At 70.8% G+C, this 19,976-nt stretch carries 16 protein-coding genes and 3 pseudogenes; 5 read left to right on the plus strand and 14 right to left on the minus strand.

What is annotated here, in order from left to right; all coding sequences use genetic code 11:
• Nucleotides 1-22 precede the first annotated feature (22 nt).
• From ACIREI_RS31055 to ACIREI_RS31075, 5 genes are all read right to left on the minus strand, one after another.
• The gene (locus ACIREI_RS31055) at nucleotides 23-1,729 is read right to left on the minus strand and encodes a trypsin-like peptidase domain-containing protein (RefSeq protein WP_403339742.1); all 1,707 of its coding nucleotides are present in this window, start codon (nucleotides 1,727-1,729) and stop codon (nucleotides 23-25) included.
• Nucleotides 1,726-2,076 (minus strand): CU044_2847 family protein, encoded by a 351-nt coding sequence (locus ACIREI_RS31060; protein ID WP_403340038.1) that lies wholly within the window; start codon nucleotides 2,074-2,076, stop codon nucleotides 1,726-1,728. The genes ACIREI_RS31055 and ACIREI_RS31060 overlap by 4 nt, the downstream gene beginning before the upstream one ends.
• Before the next feature lie 141 nt (nucleotides 2,077-2,217).
• Complete coding sequence (locus ACIREI_RS31065; protein WP_403339745.1) at nucleotides 2,218-3,576, minus strand: carboxyl transferase domain-containing protein; 1,359 nt, start codon at nucleotides 3,574-3,576, stop codon at nucleotides 2,218-2,220.
• Complete coding sequence (locus tag ACIREI_RS31070; protein WP_403339748.1) at nucleotides 3,569-5,020, minus strand: acyl-CoA synthetase; 1,452 nt, start codon at nucleotides 5,018-5,020, stop codon at nucleotides 3,569-3,571. Before ACIREI_RS31070 ends, ACIREI_RS31065 begins: the two co-directional genes overlap by 8 nt.
• Nucleotides 5,021-5,085: 65 nt before the next feature.
• Nucleotides 5,086-6,435, minus strand: a complete 1,350-nt coding sequence (locus ACIREI_RS31075; RefSeq protein ID WP_403339751.1) for an SLC13 family permease — start codon at nucleotides 6,433-6,435, stop codon at nucleotides 5,086-5,088.
• Nucleotides 6,436-6,633: 198 nt separating this feature from the next.
• Between ACIREI_RS31075 and ACIREI_RS31080 the strand changes: the two genes are divergently transcribed.
• The 3 genes from ACIREI_RS31080 to ACIREI_RS31090 all read left to right on the plus strand — a co-directional run bounded on the left by ACIREI_RS31080 (nucleotide 6,634) and on the right by ACIREI_RS31090 (nucleotide 11,275).
• Nucleotides 6,634-7,341 carry a FadR/GntR family transcriptional regulator gene (locus ACIREI_RS31080; RefSeq protein ID WP_403339754.1) on the plus strand — a complete coding sequence of 236 codons (708 nt, stop codon included), beginning with the start codon at nucleotides 6,634-6,636 and terminating at the stop codon, nucleotides 7,339-7,341.
• Nucleotides 7,342-7,550: 209 nt separating this feature from the next.
• On the plus strand, nucleotides 7,551-9,923 hold the full coding sequence (locus tag ACIREI_RS31085; protein ID WP_403339757.1) for a glycosyltransferase: 2,373 nt from the start codon (nucleotides 7,551-7,553) through the stop codon (nucleotides 9,921-9,923).
• Nucleotides 9,920-11,275 carry an acyltransferase family protein gene (locus ACIREI_RS31090; protein ID WP_403339759.1) on the plus strand — a complete coding sequence of 452 codons (1,356 nt, stop codon included), beginning with the start codon at nucleotides 9,920-9,922 and terminating at the stop codon, nucleotides 11,273-11,275. The genes ACIREI_RS31085 and ACIREI_RS31090 overlap by 4 nt, the downstream gene beginning before the upstream one ends.
• 376 nt (nucleotides 11,276-11,651) lie before the next feature.
• On the opposite strand, the gene ACIREI_RS31095 is transcribed toward ACIREI_RS31090, so the two are convergent.
• A complete protein-coding gene (locus ACIREI_RS31095) occupies nucleotides 11,652-12,326 on the minus strand; it encodes an SMI1/KNR4 family protein (protein ID WP_403339761.1) in 675 nt (224 codons plus the stop codon).
• A gap of 404 nt (nucleotides 12,327-12,730) precedes the next feature.
• On the opposite strand from ACIREI_RS31095, the gene ACIREI_RS31100 reads away from it, so the two are divergent.
• The gene (locus ACIREI_RS31100) at nucleotides 12,731-13,267 is read left to right on the plus strand and encodes a hypothetical protein (RefSeq protein WP_403339764.1); all 537 of its coding nucleotides are present in this window, start codon (nucleotides 12,731-12,733) and stop codon (nucleotides 13,265-13,267) included.
• Here ACIREI_RS31100 and ACIREI_RS31105 read toward each other — a convergent pair.
• The 7 genes and pseudogenes from ACIREI_RS31105 to ACIREI_RS31135 all read right to left on the minus strand — a co-directional run bounded on the left by ACIREI_RS31105 (nucleotide 13,224) and on the right by ACIREI_RS31135 (nucleotide 18,521).
• Nucleotides 13,224-14,203, minus strand: a pseudogene (locus tag ACIREI_RS31105) (IS5 family transposase). The gene ACIREI_RS31100 and the pseudogene ACIREI_RS31105 sit on opposite strands and share 44 nt — an antisense overlap.
• Before the next feature lie 258 nt (nucleotides 14,204-14,461).
• A complete protein-coding gene (locus tag ACIREI_RS31110) occupies nucleotides 14,462-14,920 on the minus strand; it encodes a hypothetical protein (protein WP_217206513.1) in 459 nt (152 codons plus the stop codon).
• Nucleotides 14,920-15,444: a hypothetical protein gene (locus ACIREI_RS31115; RefSeq protein WP_403339768.1), complete on the minus strand. Its 525-nt coding sequence runs from the start codon at nucleotides 15,442-15,444 to the stop codon at nucleotides 14,920-14,922. The genes ACIREI_RS31110 and ACIREI_RS31115 overlap by 1 nt, the downstream gene beginning before the upstream one ends.
• Nucleotides 15,445-15,501: 57 nt before the next feature.
• Nucleotides 15,502-15,702: pseudogene (locus ACIREI_RS31120) on the minus strand (hypothetical protein); the annotation flags it as partial.
• Nucleotides 15,703-15,908: 206 nt separating this feature from the next.
• Nucleotides 15,909-16,097: pseudogene (locus ACIREI_RS31125) on the minus strand (DUF262 domain-containing protein); the annotation flags it as partial.
• A gap of 247 nt (nucleotides 16,098-16,344) precedes the next feature.
• On the minus strand, nucleotides 16,345-16,674 hold the full coding sequence (locus ACIREI_RS31130) for a hypothetical protein (RefSeq protein WP_403339770.1): 330 nt from the start codon (nucleotides 16,672-16,674) through the stop codon (nucleotides 16,345-16,347).
• Between the two features lie 782 nt (nucleotides 16,675-17,456).
• Nucleotides 17,457-18,521 (minus strand): MerR family transcriptional regulator, encoded by a 1,065-nt coding sequence (locus ACIREI_RS31135; protein WP_403339772.1) that lies wholly within the window; start codon nucleotides 18,519-18,521, stop codon nucleotides 17,457-17,459.
• 220 nt (nucleotides 18,522-18,741) lie between these two features.
• On the opposite strand from ACIREI_RS31135, the gene ACIREI_RS31140 reads away from it, so the two are divergent.
• A complete protein-coding gene (locus tag ACIREI_RS31140; protein WP_403339775.1) occupies nucleotides 18,742-19,668 on the plus strand; it encodes a RimK family alpha-L-glutamate ligase in 927 nt (308 codons plus the stop codon).
• 21 nt (nucleotides 19,669-19,689) lie between these two features.
• Here ACIREI_RS31140 and ACIREI_RS31145 read toward each other — a convergent pair whose 3' ends face one another.
• Nucleotides 19,690-19,950 (minus strand): hypothetical protein, encoded by a 261-nt coding sequence (locus ACIREI_RS31145; protein ID WP_403339777.1) that lies wholly within the window; start codon nucleotides 19,948-19,950, stop codon nucleotides 19,690-19,692.
• Nucleotides 19,951-19,976: the final 26 nt, after the last annotated feature.

Genomic DNA, 19,976 nt, shown 5'->3' on the forward strand with positions numbered 1-19,976 from the left:
CTTCTCCGTGGGGTACGGCGGCTCAGGCGACCGGGGAGTGCAGGCTGGCGGCGGGTTCGGGGAAGCAGCGTGGGTCGTCCCACAGGAGCTGGACGTCCGTCGCCCAGTGCCGCTCCGGATCGTCGTCCGCGTCCGCGGTCTCCCGTAACTCGCGGATGTGGCGCGGTAGTTCGGTGGGCGGTACGCCGGCGATCGAGGCGCTGAGCGCGTCGAGGAACGCGGCGCCGGAGCAGGGGCCCTCGTGCTGGGCGTCGGCGCAGCCCGTGCGCGGCCACAGCAGCACCGGCACCGGGGTGTTGAGGCCGGCCTCGAAGTGCGGGCGTGCGGCGTTGGGTGGGAAGGAGTAGCCGGCCAGGTCGGCGTCGGCGTCGCGCAGCCGCTTGCGCAGGCTCGGCGGGCGCTCCGGGGAGCCGCAGTCCACGCGGTGCAGCTGGGTGCGGGAACGGTCGTCCAGCTTGTGCCACTTCTTGGCGAGCTGATGGCGCAGCTGCCCGCTGCGGAGCCGGGACCGGTCCACGACGACGAGGGGATAGGCGCAGCCCAGCGGGGTGGAGTCCGCCGCGCCGCACTCCCAGCGCGCCACCGGCTCGTTCAGCCACTCACGAGGGAGTACGAAGGTGATCAACTCCTCGGCGCCGGGGGCGAGTTGGGTGAAGGCGTCGTCGATGTGCCGCTGGACGTACTCCCGGACGGCACTGCGCGCGAGGCGCTCCGAGCCGACACGCCGTCGCTGGCCCTCGCGGTAGGCGGACACCTCGACGGTGACCTGGTCGGCGCCGGCGCCGCTGTGCTCGATCTCGACCAGGATCGGAGACCACGACGAGACGGCGGCAGCGGTACAGGTAGCCGCAGTGCCTGCCGTGGAGGCGGCGGCGGGCTGGGGGGACGGCGGGTCCAGCAGTTCCTGGAGCCGCTCGGCGAACCGGGTCACCGCCTCCGCGCCGGGTACCTCCCACTGCACGTACCCGGCGGCCGAGCCCAGCGAGGTGAAGCCGGGCCCTGGAAGCGGCGGGCCGAAGGGGCCGACGGCATCGACGTACAGCCGGTTCGCGTCGCAGTCCAGCCCCTTCGCCACCGCCCGGCGCACCAGGGTGTACAGCCGTCGTACGGCGTCGGGGTGGTGGTCGGGGGTGGGCACCCGCTCGCCCATTTCGGGGTGGTAGCGGGCCATGACCTGGGTCGGCAGCATCCGGGCGACCCGGATGTCCCGCTCGCTCGCGACGGTCGACACCATGCCGACCACCCGGCCGTCCGCCAGCGTCACAGCCGCGCCGCTGAACCCGGCGGCCAAGGGCTGCCCGTGGGCCGTCACGGCCTCCAACTGGCGCCACTCGTCCGAGACCAGCGGACCGGGCACGGCCTGGTACCGGGCGAGCATCCCCTCGTCGTATCCCCGGGGAAAGCCGTATGCCACCAGGGTGGGGGCGGGGTCACCCAGCTCGGCGCCGGGCGGCGCGAACTCGGCAGGCGCCAGCGGTACTTCGCGGTCCAGCTCCAGGACGGCCAGGTCACCGGGGTCGGCCGCCCCGCCCGACCAGCCGCCGTGGACGGCCACGGTGGCCGGCAGTGCGCTGAGTTCCCTGCTGTTGGGGAAGGCCACCGTCACCGCCGACGTGCCGCTCCACCGCACGACATGGGCGCAGGTGATCACGCGGCGCGGGGAGACCAGGAAGCCCGCGCCGACCTCGTTCCCGCAGATGATCCGGGCGTGCCAGGCAGCGCTGCTCATGACCGGTCGGCGGCCTCCTGATCCGCCGGTGCCCGCTCGGGTGACCAACTGAGCTTCACCACCAGGTGCCCCTCCGTCGACCCCTTGGCGATCACCGCCCCGGCCTCCGCGGTGAGTTTCACGCCGAATTCGAGTTCCACGGTGTCCGGTTCGAGCGACCCGTCCCGGAAGACCCGCAACGCGGAGTCCGCCGCCGCGCGGACCCCGTCCAGCGCGTTCTCGAAGGTGCGGGCCGCCCGGGCGGGGCCGTCACCGCGCGACACGAGCCGGGCGCCGGACTCGTCGTCGACGCCCTCCACGACGACGCGCGCACCGCCGTCGGTCTCGAACTCCATCAACCCGTCCATGGCGCCGCTCGCTCCCCCGTGGTGTGTGACCTCGACGAACTCCATTGTTACGGACGGTACTTGGTGATGTCGCGGGTTCGGGTGTGCGGGATTCGCGGAGCGTGCGGGAAGCGGGGACAGGCGGGACCTTGCGGACACCGCCTAGGGTGCGCTCCCGCTCGGTCCGTCGACGACTCCCCGGACCACCCCCAGCTCCACCAAGTCCTGCGGCCGTACCCGGAGTTGGTCCGCCGTCACCTCCACCTCCTCCGGCCCCCGCTTCAGGATCGCCGCCGCCCACTCGGGCGCTATGACGGAGAAGTAACTGTCCGGCGTGGCCCAGGTGTTGCCCGGCGCCGCCAGGGCCAGCGCGCCGCCCGAGCCGCCCTCGCCGATCAGCAGCGTGGTGATCGGGACGCGGGCCGCGGCCACCGCCCCGAACAGGTCGGCGATCGCGGCGCCCACCCCCTGCCGTTCCGCCTCCGCGTCATTGGCGGCGCCCGGCGTGTCCACCAGCGTCAGCACCGGGACGTCGAGCCGGTCCGCGAAGCGGATCAGCCGGGCGGCGGTGCGGTAGCCGGCCGGGCGGGTCGCGGTGCCGGTCTGGGCGGCGTAGGCGACCGTACGGCCGTCGTGCGCGCCGAAGCCGCAGAGCATGCCCTCGGCGTCGACGCCGCCGCAGCGGTCGCCGCCGATCGCGACGCGGTCGGTGAAGTAGGCGTCCAGGTAGGCCTCAGCGCGAGGGCGCCGCGGGGCGCGGGCGCGCCGGACCGCGTCCCAGCCCGTGGCCGGCAGGTCGTGCGCGCCCAGGGCGCGGGGCACCGCGGCCTCCTGGGCGGGCGATCCCGCCAGCAACCGCAGCCAGCGCCCCAGCACCTCCCGCAGCTCCTCCGGCCGGACCACCGCGTCCGCCGCCCCCGCCGCCACCTGCGCCTCGGCCGTGTACGCCGCCGGATCCGCGTCCGGCGGGCGGACCCGGGAGCCCGCGAAGCCCACCTGGGCACCGGGCAGGGCGAGGACGACGTCGGCGCCCGCGCCGAGGGTGGCCCAGCCGCCGCCCGTCGTCGGGTCGCGCAGGACCGCGATCTGGGGCAGGCCCGCCTCCCGCGTGAGCGCCGACTGCCGTGCCACGCGCTGCAGTTGGGTCAGCGCCACCATGCCCTCCTGCATCCGGCTGCCGCCCGTGGCGACCAGCGGGACGACCGGGAGGCGGTGGGCGCGGGCGTACGCGTAAGCCGCCTCCAGTCGGTCCCCGGTGCGCTCGCCGAGCGAGCCGCCCAGGAAGCCGAACTCGAACGCCAGCAGCACGGCCCGCGCTCCCGTCACGCTCGCGGTGCCGCACACCACCGACTCCTCCTCGCCGGTGCGCTCGGCGGCACGCGCGCGTGAGGCGCCGTAGCCCTGCCACGCGAGCGGGCCGTCCGGCCCGGACTGCCGTTCCGGGTGCGGGAGTTCGGCGAAGGTGGAGTCGTCGGCGAGTCGCGCGACGACCTCGCGTGCCGACAGACGCCGCTCAGTCATGGGTCAAAGCCCGCTTCATGATCTTCCCCATGTCGTTGCGGGGGAGGGCGGCCAGGTAGTGGACCTTGCGCGGGCGCTTGTGCGGGGCCAGGCGGGCGGCGACGTGGTCCGCCAACTCCTCGGCGGAGGGAGGTGAGTTGGGGTCCGACGGGACGATCCACGCCACGATCCGCTCGCCGAGGTCGGCATCCGGTTCGCCGGTGACCGCGGCGTCCCGCACCCCGGCGTGTTCGAGGAGGGCGTTCTCGATCTCACCCGCGCCGATCTTGTAACCCCCGCTCTTGATCAGGTCGGTGGCCTTGCGGCCGACGATACGGACGTACCCGTCGCCGTCGCGCACCGCCATGTCGCCGGTGCGGAACCAGCCGTCCGCGGTGAAGGCGGCGGCGGTCGCGTCGGGGCGGTTCAGGTACTCCGTGAACAGGTTGGGGCCGCGCACCTGGATCTCGCCCACGGTCTCGCCGTCGTACGACGTGATCGGCGTCCCGTCCTCCTCCACCAGGCGCAGTTCCACGCCGGGCAGCGGCACGCCGACCGTCCCGGCCCTCGGCTCGCCGTCCGCCCGCACGCTCGTGTTCATCAGCGTCTCCGTCATGCCGTACCGCTCGACGACCCGCTGTCCGGTCGCCGCCGTGATCCGCTCGTGGTCGTGCACGGGCAGCGCGGCCGAGCCGGAGACCAGGAGGCGGGCCTTGCCCAGCGCCTGCGCCAGGCCCGGGTCCTCGGGGAGGGCCTGGGCGATGCGGTGGTACATCGTCGGCACGCCGAACATCATGGTCGCGCCGTCGTTCAGCTCGCGCGCGACTCCCTCCGTGGTGAACCTGCCGAGGTGCCGTACGGATCCGCCTCGGCGCAGCGGGCCGAGGATGCCCAGGACCAGGCCGTGGACGTGGAACAGGGGCAGCCCGTGGACGAGGACGTCCTCGCCGGTCCACTGCCAGGCGTCGGCGAGCGCGTCCAGGGTGTGGGCGACGGCCCGGCGCGGGATCACGGCGCCCTTGGGCGGGCCGGTGGTGCCGGAGGTGTAGACGATCAGGGCGGGGTCCTCGCCGGACGCCGACGGGGCGGGGAGGGGGCGAGGGCCGGTGGCGTGCGCGTCGACGTCGATGCGCGTCAAGTCACCCAGGGGGGAGGGGAGTTCGTCCCCTGCGGCGGCCAGCACTACCCCCGGCGCGCAGTCGGACAGGATGTGCCCGAGCTCCTTCTCCCCGGACTTCGGGTTGAGCGGCACGGCGGCGACACCGGCCTCAAGCGCCGCCAGGACCGCCACGGCGGTCTCCAGCGCCGGGGCCGCCCAGACGGCCACTCTGCCCGCCCCGCCGATCCGCGCCGCGAGGGCGCCGGCGGCGGCGCCGAGCTCGCCGTACGTCAGGGAACGGTCGCCGAACCGCAGGGCGGCTCGGTCGGCCGGGGCGCCCGTCAGGGCCGGGAAGAGAGAGGACACGCGTCGTACTCCTTCACTGCTCGAATCAATTGTCCGACGGACACCGGCTGCCGTCGCCTGTGGGCCTACCCCCAGCCCGGCACGACCATCACCAGCCACGCCACCGCGGGCACCACCGCCACCACGATCCCGCCGTACACCATCAGCTGCCGGAAGAAACGCTCACGGTCCACGTCCGGTGCCGCGGCCAGCACCAGCGCACCGTTCGTCGAGAAGGGGCTCACGTCCACGACCGTCGCCGACACCGCGAGCGCCGCCACCATCCCGACGGCCCCGATCTCGCCCTGCGCCAGGAACGGCACGGCCAGCGGGATGAGCGCGCCCATGATGCCGACGGACGAGGCGAACGCCGAGACGATCGCGCCGATGTAGCAGAGCAGTACGGCGGCCAGCAGCGGGACGCCGATGCCGCTGACGCCCTCCCCGGCCCAGGTGATGGTGCCCATCTCGTCCAGCACGCCGACGTACGTCAGCACACCGCAGATCAGCAGCACCGTAGGCCAGGCGATCTCGCCGACCGCCTTACGGCTGTCCTCCGGCCACGCGGTGCTCAGGAGGACGGCGAGCGTGATGGCGGTGAGACCGGCGTCCAGGTCGAAGGCGAGGACGGCGACGACGAGGGCGACGAGGGAGAGGAGGGTGGCGGTGCGGGCGGGGGTGAGGTGGGTGGTGGCGACCGCGGTGGCGGTGGGGGCGGGGCGGGTGGCGGTGGTGGCGGCCCCGTCCGTACCCCCGCCGCCGGAGAGGGGCTCGCCCTCGGTGCCGGTACCACCGCTGTTCCCGTCCGCCTCCGTGTCCACCGCCCCCTGCGCCCACAGCTTCAGCCCGCCGAAGAGGACGAACACGATGCCCGCGATGACGAGGTTGACGATCAGGGACGCCAGGAAGAGCGTGACCTCGTTGCCCGGCAGGTTCTCCCGCTCGACGATGCCGTTGACGATCGAGCCGTAGATGCTGATCGGCGAGAAGCCGCCGCCCTGCGCGCCGTGCACGACCATCGCGCCCATCAGCAGCGGGCTGATCCCGTAGCGGGCGGCGAAGCTCAGCGCGATCGGCGCGACGATCGCCACGGCGGCCGGACTCACCGCACCGATCGCGGTGAGCGCGCCGGTGAGGGCGAACATCACCCAGGGGATGAGCGCGACCCGGCCGCGCACGAGCCGGATGGAGGCGTGCACCAGCCAGTCGGTGGTGCCGTTGGCCCGCGCGATGGCGAAGAGGTACGTGACGCCGACGAGGACGACGAACAGGTCGCCGGGGAAGCCGGCGAAGATGCCGTCCGCGTCGAGGTCGGCGACCAGGGTGCCGACGGCGAAGGCGGCGGCGAAGGCGAGCGCGCCCATGTTGATCGAGCGGGTGGTGGCGATGACGAACACCACGGCGAGGACGAGGATCGAGATGAGTTCGGGGGACATACGGGCTCCCGTCTCTGGGTCCCGGAGCGGTTGCGGGTACACGCCCCCGAGTGGACGAGTGGCTGAGCCAATTCCGGGGGCGCTGGCTGGAAAGCGTGGGCTCGCGAGGACGGGACGTCAAGGGGTCGTGCGTGAATTGGCTCAGCCACTCGGCCACCGAACGGCCCGGTGTTACGCTCCCGGCGAGAGGGGGACCCCGTGACCGACGCCCTGCGCCCCATGACCAAGCAGCGCCTCTACGAGCAGGTGCTGGACCGGCTGCGCGCGTACGTCGCCGAGGGCGGCCTCGGGGCCGGGGACCGGCTGCCGACCGAGCGCGACCTGGCCCAACGGCTCGGGGTCAGCCGGGCGTCCGTGAAGCAGGCGATCGTGGTCCTGGAGGTGCAGGGCCTGGTGGAGGTGCGGCACGGGGGCGGCACGTACCTCGTGCGCGACAGCCTCGACGTGGAGCCGGTGGAGCGGATGGTCGAGCGCCGCCGACGCCTCCCCGACGTCCTGGAGGCCCGCGAGGCGCTGGAGACCAAACTCGCCGAACTGGCCGCCGAGCGCCGTACGGAGGAGGACCTCGCGGCGATGAGGTCGGCCCTCGCGCACATGGCCGAGGAGATCGAGGGCGACGGCCACGGAGTGGAGGGCGACCGCCTCTTCCACGCCGCGGTCACCGCCGCCGCGCACAGCAGCATCCTCGCCGAGTTCATGCGGTCCATCGCCGGCCAGATCGCCGAGAGCCGCACCGAGTCCCTCCGCCAGCCCCACCGCCCGGCGCGCTCCCTCGCCCAGCATCAGGCCATCCTCGACGCGATCGCGCAAGGCCGCCCCGCACAGGCGGCCGCGGCCATGCGCCGCCACGTCCGTACGGTCGCGAAGGTGCGGCTGCTGGACTGGGAGCCGGACGGGGAAAACTAGCCGCGGGTTCCACTCTGCCCGGGGTTCTCACACTCGGTCACGCGATTCCCTCTGCGTCCTCGACGCGGGCACGGAACGGCAATCAACGTTTTACGTCGGCGCAGGTGTGGTGTCACAGCGCGCGGTGAGGCTACTGGCACGTACCGACAACAGGTGCGTACCGACAAAAGGTCCTCCCCCCACATCCGACCAGGATTGGACCCACATACATGCACACCGAACTGAGGCGCGCACCCGCGCCCCGGAACACTCAGGCCTGCCCGCCGACCGACGGGCCGCCACAAGGCCACGTCCCGGCCGACGGATCGTCACAAGGCCACGTCCTCGCGGTCGGCACCCCCGGCCCCCGGCGCGAAAGGCTCACCCGCACCCTCGAATCCACCGGCTACGCGGTCACCCACGCCGTCCCCGGCGACATCGGCCGCAGCGTCCAGCGGACCCCGCCCGACGCGATCGTCGCCCTCGAAGGACACGGCGGCGTCGAACAGGCCGTGGCCGTCGTACGGGAGATACGCACCGCACCCCAAGGCCAGGTCCTGCCCCTCGTCATGGTCACCGCCGACCCTGAACCGGCCGGTGTGGCACGCCTGTTGCGCAGCGGCGCCGACGACTGCCTGCCCGAGGCCGCCGACCCCGTCGAACTGTCGGCCCGGATCGCCGCCAAGCTCCACCGCGTCCCGGTCCCCGTCGACCGGCTGGCCCTCGACCCGCGCACCGGCCTGTACTCCGCACCCCACTTCCGCGCCGAACTCGACCGCGAACTGAGCCGCCCCGGCAGCCGTTCCGGACGCCGCGACGGCGTCCTCGCGGTGGTCGGCGTGGCCGAGGCGGACACGCTGGAGGAACGGTTCGGGGCACGGGTGCGCGGCGAGGTCGCCGAACGCCTCGCCGGGATCGCCGAGCGGCTCGGCAACGGCAGCGACCGGCTCGGCCGGGACGAGGAAGGGCGGCTGCTCCTCCTCATGCCCGGCGTGGACGAGGAGACGGCCCGGCGCGCGCTGACCGAGTTCGCCACCGCCGTGGCCGGCACCCGGTTCGTGGTCGCCGACGAGAACGTACGGCTGACCCCCGCCGTCGGCTGGCTGCCCCTCGCGGACGCCGACGGCCACGCGGTGGAGAGAGCGGGCGACGCCGTCGCCGAGGCCCTGCGCCACCGCGACCTGCGGCCCGTCCGCTACGAGCCGTGGATGCGGGCCGCCGCCCCGCGCCGCCGCGCGAAGCAGGTCGTACGGCCGCTGCTGCTCGCGCTCTCCCCGCTGCTCGCGCTGCTGGTCGGCGTGGGCGTGCCGTTCGCGCTGTACGAGCAGGCGTACGCGGTGCTGGGCTGGGACGTCGCCTCAGGGGTCTACTGGGTCGTGGTCGCCGGACTGGTCCTGTCCGCCGCGCTGATCCTCCTCGAATGCCTCTTCTCGCTCGACGCGCCCACCCGGCCCGCGGCGCCCGCGCAGCCGTATCCGCCCGCGAGCGCGGTGATCGCCGCGTACCTGCCGAACGAGGCCGCGACGATCGTCGACACCGTGGAGTCCTTCCTGCGCCTCGACTACCCGAACGACCTGGAGATCGTCCTCGCGTACAACACCCCGCACCCGCTCCCGGTCGAGGACACCCTGCGGGAAATCGCCCGCCGCGACCGGCGGTTGGTGCTGCTTCCGGTGGCCGGCAGCACCTCCAAGGCACAGAACGTCAACGCCGCCGTCAGCCGGGTGCGCGGCGAGTTCGTCGGCATCTTCGACGCCGACCACCATCCGGCGCCGGACGCCTTCCGGCACGCCTGGGACTGGCTGTCGAACGGCTACGACGTGGTGCAGGGCCACTGCGTGATCCGCAACGGCGACAGCTCCTGGGTGGCCCGGCAGGTGGCCGCCGAGTTCGAGGCGATCTACGCCGTCAGCCACCCCGGCCGGACCCGCCTGTACGGCTTCGGCATCTTCGGCGGCTCCAACGGCTTCTGGCGCACCGACCTGCTGGCCCGTATCCGGATGCACGGCTCGATGCTGACGGAGGACATCGACTCGACGCTACGCGCGTTGCGGGAGGGCGCGCGGATCGCCAGTGACCGGACGCTGATCTCGCGGGAGTTGGCGCCGACCCGCCTCAAGCCTCTGTGGAACCAGCGCTCGCGCTGGGCGCAGGGCTGGCTGCAGGTGTCGCTGCGCCACCTGGGGCAGGCGCTGCGATCTCGGTCCTTCACGCCCCGTCAGAAAGCGGGCTTGGTGGTGCTGTTGGGCTGGCGCGAGGTGCAGCCCTGGCTGTCGCTGCAGATCCTGCCCATCCTGCTCCACTCGGCGGTCCGCGCGGGCGGCGCGGACCGCATCGACTGGGCCACCCCGGCCTGCCTGCTCGCCTTCGCCTTCACCCTCTCGGCCGGACTCGTACAGACGGCGTTCGCGGGCCGGCTCGCCCTGCCCGAACTGCGCGCACGGCGAGGCTGGTTCTGGCGCCACGCGCTCGTGTCGACGTTCTTCTACACCCACTTCAAGAACATCGTCGCCCGGCAGGCACACCTCAAGGAACTGCTGGGCGACCGCCGCTGGCGGGTCACGCCGCGCACGGCGGCGACGAGGGCGGTGGGGCAGGAGTGAGCAACGCAAGCAGCACGGGCGGCACGAGGGGCACGGGCGGCACGAGGGGCACGGGCGGCACGGGCGGCACGGGGGGCACGAGCCGTACAAGCAGCCCCCGCAGCACGAGCCGTACAAGCAACACCCGCAGCACAAGCAGCACCCGCAGCCCCGAACTCCAGGGATTCCGGGGCCTGGCCGCCCTCAGCACGGTCGTCTTCCACGTCTGGCAGCAGTACTACGTCTACGACGCGCAGGGCGCCCACCCGCCGGTCGACAACCCCTACCTCGGGGCGCTGATCTCCCTGGAGGTCATCGACCTGTTCTTCGTCATGTCGGCGTACCTGCTCACGCTCTCCTACGCCCGCGCCGCCATCGACGGCGACGACCGCACCCGCCCGGGGCGGGACTTCCTCTTCCGCCGGGCGACGAGAATCCTGCCGCTGTACTTCCTCGCGGTCCTCCTCGTCTGGTCCCTGCGTAACCCATCCCTCCCCGGCGACTGGCGTGACCTGCTGGGACACCTCACGTTCACGCACGTCTTCGACCAGAAGCGGATCTTCTACACGCTGGGCCCGACCTGGTCGCTGTCGTTGGAGATCGCGTTCTACCTCACCTTGGTCGCCGTCGGCCCCCTGGCGATCCGCACCTGCCGCCGCCTGCGCACCCGCCGCGCCCGCGTGCTGCTGTGCGCGGCGGGCTGCGCGGCGCTCTACCTCGCCCCGCTCACCTGGATCGCAGTCGCCCACCACGCCCTGGGCATCCCGCACACCAACTGGCCCGTCTACTTCGGCCCCCAGGCCCGCCTGGGCGGCTTCGCGGCGGGGATGCTGCTGGCGGTGCTGCTGGTGGCGCTGGGCGAACGGGGCCGGATCGGCGCACGCCGGGCGACGGCGATGGCGGTGACCGCGGCAGCCGGCCTGTACGCCCTGTCGTACCTCTCCGAACCGGAGAACGCCTGGCACACCTACTACCACCCCCTGGCCGCGCTCCTCTGGTTCGCCCTGCTCTACGCCACCCTCCACATCCACACCGCGTCCCGTCCCCGCTGGCACGCCCTGCTGCGCTCGGGCTGGCTGACGGGCGTGGGCCTGGTCAGCTACAGCCTCTACATCTGGCACGAGCCACTGATGCTGGCCCTGTACGACGCCGGCGCCCTGCCCCGCTCCCAGGCGGCTTTCCCGGCGGCGGCGCTGATGGTGGTCGCGGCCGGGGCGCTGGTCGCGACGGTGAGCTACTGGGTGGTGGAGTATCCGGGGAGCCTGCTGGCGAGGTTGCGGGACAAGAAGGGGCGGTCGCGGGAGTTCTATCCGGGGGTGGAGACGGGGGTGGAGCGGGGGCCGCAGCGGGAGCCTGAGGCTGCGCTGCGGTGACTCGGCCGTGGGCCTTGATGCGCCGCTGCTTCGCCCTCGGGGCGGGGCAGCGGCGTCAGGGTGACCCGGCGGCGTGCGAGATTGATGCCGGTGACCTCGACGGACAGGTCGTCGCCGACATCGAGGACGGCCCCGGTCGGCGAGTGTGTCGTGGTGCACCAGCCCTTCGACACCCTCGGCGCCGAGGTAGACGCCACCGCATCCCCACGACGTTGGCGAGCGCGTAGAGCCCTGCGCCGTATCGATCGCCCAAGACCACATGCGCATGACATGGACGGTCCGCCCCGTGCTCTTCGTACCGTTGGCCCACCCGCCAAGCTGTCGAACTCCCAGCCTGCGCATACTCCTTTAAGCCAGGAGCACTCGACTGCCCGTCCTAGCGGCGACGCCGCACGACAGCCTCAGTCTTCTCGACCCAGTCGAGGTACCAGTCAGCGAACCCGACCTGCCCAAGGGGACTGAACCGCCCGTCCCCTGGACGCTCGTCGACCCACACTTGCCCGCGCTGTGGACCAGACACGACCAGCCAGTCGAAGTAGCCGCACCCCTCGTGGCTGAGGCACACAGCGCCGGACAAGAACCAGTCGGACAGCCTCTCGTCCTCCGCCAGCCAGGCGCGGTACGCCACATCAAAGGCGGCTTCGTCCTCGAAGTCGGACTCGACGGGCTCCTTGCGCTCATGCTCGACCTGAGCACGCACACTCTCTTCCACATCCGGGAAGGGGACGCGCAGCCGCTCGTGGACGGTACCTCCGCCGGGGTCACTCCACAGCCACCCGGTATCTGTGCGGGACAGCGTCGTGAGTCCATAGAAGGGTCCGGCACCGCCGGCGCCGACTTCGAGGAGGAAGGCCCGGTAGTCCGCAGGCAGCGAGACACCCCACTGATCCTCTGCCTCCGCGACACTCGCCTCTGGCAGCGGATCAGCAAGTCGAAAGTGGTGCCCCGTTCCCCCGTACTTGTCCCAAGCGCCGAAGACCTCCCGCGCCTTGTCAGCACGGGCCAAAGTCTCCACCCGCTCTCGGACGCCGCTCCAGTTCATCGCCCCCATGAACCGAAGCGTAGGCCAACGCATCTACGCCGAGTGCACACACGGCCAAGCCGTGACGCGCGATGTCAAGCAACAGGTGAAGCCGCAGCGTTAACCATCACCACGGACGGCACCGGCCGATGCCGAACCTCGGTAGACGTTCCACCGAGGTGCAGGGCCGGTTGGTCGATGGTCGCAAAGTCCAGTGATCGACCTGAGAAGGATGGGGTTCGATCTCAAAGCATGCGCTCACCAGCGGTACCGTCCAGACTCAGCGTCAGTCTCCCGGCGGCCTAGTACTGCCCGCGACGGCAGACGCTGTTGTCTTTCCGGTCTTGAGGACTATGTTTCCGCTGGTCAGGCATAGGTTGGTGACCCTGTGGGAGTGGTGACCTGTCGTGTCGCCGTTCCCGTGGAGGTCGTGGATGCCGTCGGTCGTGGGGCTGCTTGAACAGCGCGAGCTCGTTGCTCGGCGTCGGGTGGACGAGCTGCGGGAGGAGGCCGACCGGGTCCAGGCTGAGCTGGCCCTGGCCGAGCGGGACTGGAAGGAATGGGCCATCGCCTGCTCGCGGGTCAGCGAAGTGCTGGACCCGGTCGAGGAGACCGAACAGGGCCGGACAGCGCCGAGGGTTGGCGGACGGGCCGGGCAGGCGTCGTCAGCGGCCGGAGCCGCGAAGCCCAGGTCACAGGTGCCGGTGTGGCGTGAGGGGCTGGACCGGTCGGTGCTGTCGGTGGACTATCAGCGCATCCTTGAGGCACTCGGGGACCGACACCGGCTCCATCAAGGGCCGCTGACCTGCCAGGAGTTGGCCATGATGTTTGGCCTGGATGCGGTACCGGCGAAGGTGGAGGCGCTGCGGTCGAAGGCGAAACGCCTGGTCGCACGGGGGTGGCTGGCCGAGCGGCAGCCGGGCCGGTTCACTCTCGCCCCGGGGCCGGCCGGGCCAGGCGGCGGGTCATGAGCAGGGTCATCGACCAGTAGACCATCGCCTCGGCGCTGGTGGTGCGGCGTTCGAAGTCGCACACCAGACGGCGGGTGCGCATCAGGTGGGCGAAGAACCGCTCGACGATCCACCGCTTGGGCAGCACCACGAAGCCGCGCATGTCGTCGCTGCGTTTGACGATCGCCAGGACCAGCGCGAACGCGGCCAGGCAGTGCTCGAAGAGGCTGCCGGTGTAGCCGCCATCAGCCCAGACCAGTTCCAGTCGGTGGTGCTCGTCGGCGACCTGCCCGAGCACCACGTGGGCGGCGGTCCGGTCGCCGGTGTCCCGGCGGTGACCATCACGCCCAGCAGCAGGCCGAGGGTGTCGACCACGACGTGCCGCTTGCGCCCGTTGATCTGCTTGCCGCCGTCGTAGCCGCGGCTGTCGGCGCCGACGACGGCGTCCGCCTTGACCGACTGCGAGTCGATCACCCCGGCCGTGGGCTCCGTATCCCGGCCCAGCTTCTCGCGGACCCTGGCGCGCAGCCGGTCGTGGAACTCCCTGACCAGCGCGTTATCGCGCCAGCGGCGGAAGAATGCGTAAATCCGGTCCCACGGCGGGAAGTCCACCGGCATCGCCCGCCACTTGATTCCGTTGTCCACGAGATAACGGATCGCATCGAGCATCGCACGGTGGCAATACCCCTCCGGCCGGCCGCCCCGCCCGCGCATCCAGCCCGGCACCGGCAGCAGTGGCCGGACCGCAGCCCACTCCGCGTCCGTCATGTCCGTCGGGTACCGGCGCTGCCGTTCGGGCTGGTCGGCCGCGTTGCCGTACACGTGCGCGAGGCAATCACACGATGGAACAGTCGAGTTGGACTGCCCGGCCATCGACACGGAAGACTGCGGCACTGGGGCCTCCTGGTGCTCTATGGATTCGACACCCACGAGCTGTTCAGGAGGCCCCGTCCTCATGCCCCGGCCAGATCACCCGACCGGGAAACCGCGTTCGACCGACACCGCTCAAGATCGAAAAGACAACACCCTCCAAGGAAGCCAAGCGTTGTCTCAAGCGTCGCCTGGCCGACCACGTCTGGCGCGTCATGGTCACCGATGAACAGCGCAACCGCAGGCTGTATCAAGCCGGTTGACAGATACAGAGCCACCCCGGGTTGATGGAGGCTCCGGCCTGCCCCGCGTTGGGTGGATGCTCACGGGGGCTTCGCTAAGGCGTCAGCTGTGGACGGTCTGTCTCACACCGTCCTTGTCGGTGATGTCCACGGACATACGCCACCTCGTCCGCTTGTCGACCGTGACGGTGATCTCACTGCCGAACTTTCGGCCGTTCAGATCCTTCGCCTTGATGCTGGCGCCGTACGTGGCGTCGTCGTGGCAGTCGCCGACGTCGGCATTCAGCGCCGTCCCGTTACGGACCACGAGACCCCCTGCGGGTCCGAGGCAGGTGTAGCGCACGCCGAGTTCGGCAATCCGGTCGGCAGATACAGGCAGTTTGACCGTACCGGGTCCGAGGCGGCCAGGTTTCTTTTCACCGCCGTCGGGGTGGTCCGGATCGGACACCCGTGGGACGGCCGACTCGGTGGAGGTGGGGGCCGGGCGGGGTGCGGCGTTCTCGCTGCACCCGGCGGCCAGGACGACGATGACCGGCAGTACGGCCAGACGTGTTCTGCGCATCAGTTCGTTCCGTGCCAGGTTTCGCGACCCTCGTAGACCAGCCGCGCTTCTCCGCTGCGTATCACCCTGGTGGTGCAGTCGGGCCGCGTCTCGTTGTAGTTCCACTTCGTGTACTTGACCTTCACGCCCGCGTGCAGGTAACCATGCCTCATCGTGTCCGGCACCTTCCACGACCACGTGTAGGTCGAGCTGTTCGTCCACTGCCACGCGAAATGGTAGTCGAACTGCGCCTCCGCCTTGGCGAAGACCACCTTCGCTTCGCCCGAGATTGCTCCGCCCACGGTGGACGTCGTCGTCTTTCCCTTGTGGAAGGTGATGCTGATTGTCGTACCGCTATCACCTCCGGATCGGGGTTCCATGTCCCTGTAGTAGTTGCGGCTGCCGGAGAAGTCGTATCCCCGGTCCGGCGGACACACCAGGGGACCGACCCCCTCGCGTGTGTCCGCCGACGCGGGTGCGATGCCTATGCCGGTGAGTACGACGGCGGCGCAGCCGGCTGTGATGATCCTGGGCGCGAGGCGCACGTGATTCCCCCTGATTTCCTCGGTGAAAACGACCGAACAGGCCGTCGATCACCGACCCTAGGTGGCAACTCTGTTCGACGTAAGCGCAGTTGAGTGAAACCTGAGGCTTTCAGCACAAAACCCGGTACACACAGGGCTCTCCACGCGGAAGGTGGGGAGCTTCTCGGCTTCCTCGCTTCGCCACTGGATCGTCGCCCAAGGGCCACGGTGGACCAGCGCGGCGTGCATGCCCGGGGCGACAGCCGGGCGAAGGTCGTTGCCGTGACAGCCAACTGGTAATCAACCAGGTTCGCGCATTTATCAGCAGGAAGTAGGCTCTGGGTATCGGCAGGCTTAAACGCACCGGCGGCAGCCGCTTGGCGCGCCCTAGCGCTCTGCCCTAGATCGAAATGCATGCCATTGTAGTCAAACTTTTGCTCAATAAATGAAAAAATGGCATCGAGGCGCTGAATTCCGTCGATAATCTCATACTTGCCGCTCCCGTGAATCTCAGGCCTTTCGGCTAGGAGAATCAGAGGGATTGGATAGCCGTCCAGGATGCTATCGATCAGGAGTTGCTTCTCGGCAACCGACCAGACGAGCTTTCGTTGATACCGTCGATTTACGAGGAGTGAATCCTCCCTAAAAAGTCGATACGCCTCTGTGGCGCTCATGCCTCGGGGGGGTGATAGAAACGTGGACTTCAGACGACAAGATCCGCTCCCTCAAGTGGCAGTGCTCCTGTCACAGCTTGGCACGCGCGAGCGGCCTGCGTCTGACTTTGTGCAACGACTGATGGCGTCAACGCGCGCCCGAGTGCAGGTACGGCAGCGCCCCTGTCCAGCCGTCGCATCAGTCGACGACAGCAGCCGGAGCGAACTGGGATCGAACTCCTAAAGCGGTGCTCACTCTTTGCACCGCTCAGTACGAGGACGTGAAGCCGGCGGACTGGTCGAGGTGGAACGCGGAGCCCGGAACTGTTGGGGACCAACCCTGACGCAGGGCAAGCCGAACGGCCGCGGCAACGCTGGAGGGCAGCACAGGTTCGGCCTCGCGACCGATCCAATTGCTCGGATGCGGCTGGTCGGTGGTGACCACGAGCGCTGCCCCTGGAGTATCCGCATGCTCGACCGCGAACGTGCACGGCGACCAGGCCAAGCCCTGGCAGTACGTCGGTCTGCCTCGCAACCGCCAGCGGTAGACCGTGCCGTCGACAACGATCCGTCGTGATCCCTTGCGGACCAGTGCCATGACACCTCCTGGACGCCGAGGATGCTAGCGTGCCCGGCCCCGCCGTCCGTCTCAGTTTCCGTCTCATTCAGCGCCGTTCACGGTCGTTCAGACGAGACCCGAAGCCACCCCCACCGCGATGGCCTACCGCCCATGAACGCCGGTGAACGCCCCTGCACGCCGCCAGTCAGCCCACCACCACAGTTGGAAAGCGTGTTGGCGGTGCACAGCTTCAGCAGGTGTCCGATCGCGGCGAGTCCGGTTGCGTCTGCCGGACTCCGGTGCATGCCACCAACGTGCTGCCCTCCTGGTCGAGAAACAGCATGAAGACCCACGATCCGTCGGCAGTCCTGATCTGGCCCAGCTGAACCGGTCGGCCGTGTAGGTCGAGGCGTTGCACGGCCCGCGCCAAGCCGGAGGTCTCGATGCCCCTCCGAACCGTGTGACGGAGTCGTCGCCTGTAGACCGTCGCGAGCGATCCGGCTGACGTCGTCCCGTCCCAGACAAACGTAAGAGGCGCCGGCGCGGAGAGCGGACAGTGCGGCCAACGACGTGTCGTCGCCACCGCTCAGCAGCCGTTCGAGCTGTTCCCGTTCCATGACCTCACCCCCGGTCAGGATCCTGCTGTACAGCAACGACGTACAGCAACCCCAGCAACCGCCAGTGCTTAACACCAACCGCCCGACCCTGCCCGCAGCCTGTATGCCCCTCAATGCCCGGTCTCTACAGAGCTACGGATCAGAATGTGAGGGGGGTGGGTGCGGAGCCATTCGGCGTCCCGGGCCCCACGGGTCCGGGGACCCCTATCCGGCCAACCCCCTCTCCACCACATCCGCCACCACACAACTCACATTGTCCGGACCGCCGGCCTCGTTCGCCGCGTCGATCAGGGCGTGGACGGCGGTGTCGGGGGCCGGGGTTGAGGTGAGGAGGTGGCGGATGTGGGCGTCGGGGACGATGCCGGAGAGGCCGTCGGAGCAGAGGAGGTAGCGGTCGCCGGGGGCGGCGTCGTGGAGGCGGAGGTCGGGGGATGCGGGGGTGGTCGGGGAGAGGGCCTTGAGGAGCAGGGCGCGCTGCGGGTGGGTCGTGGCCTCCTCCGGCGTCAGGCGGCCCTCGTCGATCAGCGACTGGACCACCGTGTGGTCGTCGGTGATGCGGAAGAGGGCGCCGTCTCGGAGCAGGTAGGCACGGGAGTCGCCGATGTGTACCAGGGCCAGTCGGGAGCCCGTCCAGAGCAGGGCCGTGAGGGTCGTTCCGGTGTCCTCCCCCGTACCGTCCGCCGCGTCCCGGACCGCCTCCGTGGCGCCCTGTACCGCCTCCTCCAGCAGGTTCAGGACGTTGCCCGCCGGGAGCTCGGCCGTGTCCAGGAAGCGCAGCGCATCCACGGCCGCGCTGCTCGCGGCCGCGCCCTCGGGGCCGCAGCCGTCGGCCACCGCGAGCAGGCGGGTGCCCGCGTAGGCGGTGTCCTGGTTGGCGGGGCGGACCCGGCCGCGGTCCGAGTGGGCGGCGTAGTGGAGTTCCAGCATGGTGGTGTCCTTCCTCGGTGTGGAGATGAGGTGGTCGATGAGGAACTCGGCGAGATCACGACGCGCGGCCGTCTCCGACTCCACCTGCGCCCAGTAGGCGCGGATCTCGCGGGCGGCGTCGGCAGGCTCCAGGGCGCACACCTGGCGGATCCGGGACAGCGGCATCCCCAGCCTGCGCAGCCACGCCACCAGCCGGGCCTGCTCCAGCTGATCGAGGGCGTAGTAGCGGTAGCCGGTGTCCGGGTCGACCCGGCTGGGCCTCAGCAGCTCCAGCTCGTCGTACAACCGCAGTGCCTTCGGCGACAGCCGGCAGGCCTTCGCGAAGGCACCGATCGTCAGCATGCCCCTGCGCATCCCGATCCCTCTCCCGATCCCGTTCTGGTTCCCGTCACGATCCCCGTCCGGATCCCTTCCGGTTCCTCGCTCCGATGCTGTGGCTTCACCGAAGGGGAAGGTCAAGCGGGCTGTTTCGGTTGCGGCGGTCGTTGTTAGCCTGCGATCCGCCTGACCGATCCATCCCCATGACCGATCCGCCTGACCGATCCGCCCGAAGGAGCCCACCGTGCCCCGCATAGCCCTCGTCACCTGCCGTCCCGGCCCCGAGGTCGCCGTCGACCGCGACCTGCCCGTGCTGGTGCGGGCGCTGCGGGAGGCCGGGGCCGAGGCGGAGTCCGTGGTGTGGGACGACGAGCGGGCCGACTGGGGCGGGTACGACCTCGCCGTGATCCGTTCCACCTGGGACTACAGCTGGCGGGCGGCGGAGTTCCTGGCGTGGGCGGAGCGGTGCGGGAAGGCGACCCGGCTCGCGAATCCGGCCGGGGTGGTGCGGTGGAACGCCGACAAGCGGTACCTCGGGCAGCTCGCCGAGGCGGGGGTGCCGGTCGTGCCCACCTGGTACATCGCGCCCGACGAGAGCACCAACGGCATCGACGGCACCCACAGCACCAACGGCACCCACGGCATCGACGGGCTCCCCGTCGATCACGAGTACGTCGTCAAGCCCACCTCCGGGGCCGGTGCGCGGTTCGCCGCCCGCTACACGCCCGACGACCACGACACCGCCGTACGGCAGCTCGCGCGCATGCACGCGGAGGGGTTCACCGCGATGGTGCAGCCCTACCTCGAGAACATCGACGTCAGCGGGGAGCGGGCGCTGCAGTTCTACGGTGGCCGCCTGCTGCACGCCAGCCGCAAGGGCGCCGTCCTCACCCCCGGGACGCCCTACGACGAGCGCAAGGTCGCCCACCCCCGCCTCGAACCCTGGACCCCCACCCCGGCCGAACTCGCCGTCGCCGAACGCGCCCTGGCCGCCGTGCCGGAGGCCCCCGAGCTGCTGTACGCGCGCGTGGACCTCGTCGACGGGGAGGACGGGCAGCCGCGGGTCATGGAACTGGAGCTCGTCGAACCGAACCTGTTCCTGTCGCTGCACCCCGGGTCGGTGCCGCGGGTGGTGGAGGCGATCCTGGCGGCGGCGGAGCTGCAGCGGTAGCTTCTCCGGTTGTCTCGCCGGTCAGTCGCCGGACTGCTGCTCGTGTCGGTGGGTGCCGCGGGCCAGCTCCTGGAGGAGTTCGTGCTCGGTCTTCCCGGTCTCCCGGGCGATCTTGCGCAGCAGCAGTGCGCACAGGGCCGCGGCACCGTCCATCAGCGCCTCGGCCGCCATCGGGTCCTCGCGGCGCCGCTCTGCCACGTACGCCGTCAGTAGTTCGTTTCCGGACACGTAGGCGGTCATGAACTCGATGCCGGTACGGATGCGGTCGTAGTCGCTACTCATGGGCCGAACGATCGCACATGTTCAGC

This window comes from Streptomyces sp. NPDC093591 (assembly GCF_044764885.1).
Taxonomy (GTDB): Bacteria; Actinomycetota; Actinomycetes; order Streptomycetales; family Streptomycetaceae; genus Streptomyces.

What these genes read in the sequence shown, in the direction of transcription:
- ACIREI_RS31055 (WP_403339742.1), bottom strand. Translation starts at nt 1,729, where the DNA reads ATGAGCAGCGCTGCCTGGCACGCCCGGATCATCTGCGGGAACGAGGTC.
- ACIREI_RS31135 (WP_403339772.1), bottom strand. Translation starts at nt 18,521, where the DNA reads ATGCTGACGATCGGTGCCTTCGCGAAGGCCTGCCGGCTGTCGCCGAAG.
- ACIREI_RS31145 (WP_403339777.1), bottom strand. Translation starts at nt 19,950, where the DNA reads ATGAGTAGCGACTACGACCGCATCCGTACCGGCATCGAGTTCATGACC.
- ACIREI_RS31100 (WP_403339764.1), top strand. Translation starts at nt 12,731, where the DNA reads ATGCCGTCGGTCGTGGGGCTGCTTGAACAGCGCGAGCTCGTTGCTCGG.
- ACIREI_RS31065 (WP_403339745.1), bottom strand. Translation starts at nt 3,576, where the DNA reads ATGACTGAGCGGCGTCTGTCGGCACGCGAGGTCGTCGCGCGACTCGCC.
- ACIREI_RS31060 (WP_403340038.1), bottom strand. Translation starts at nt 2,076, where the DNA reads ATGGACGGGTTGATGGAGTTCGAGACCGACGGCGGTGCGCGCGTCGTC.
- ACIREI_RS31075 (WP_403339751.1), bottom strand. Translation starts at nt 6,435, where the DNA reads ATGTCCCCCGAACTCATCTCGATCCTCGTCCTCGCCGTGGTGTTCGTC.
- ACIREI_RS31095 (WP_403339761.1), bottom strand. Translation starts at nt 12,326, where the DNA reads ATGGGGGCGATGAACTGGAGCGGCGTCCGAGAGCGGGTGGAGACTTTG.
- ACIREI_RS31110 (WP_217206513.1), bottom strand. Translation starts at nt 14,920, where the DNA reads ATGCGCAGAACACGTCTGGCCGTACTGCCGGTCATCGTCGTCCTGGCC.
- ACIREI_RS31085 (WP_403339757.1), top strand. Translation starts at nt 7,551, where the DNA reads ATGCACACCGAACTGAGGCGCGCACCCGCGCCCCGGAACACTCAGGCC.
- ACIREI_RS31130 (WP_403339770.1), bottom strand. Translation starts at nt 16,674, where the DNA reads ATGGCACTGGTCCGCAAGGGATCACGACGGATCGTTGTCGACGGCACG.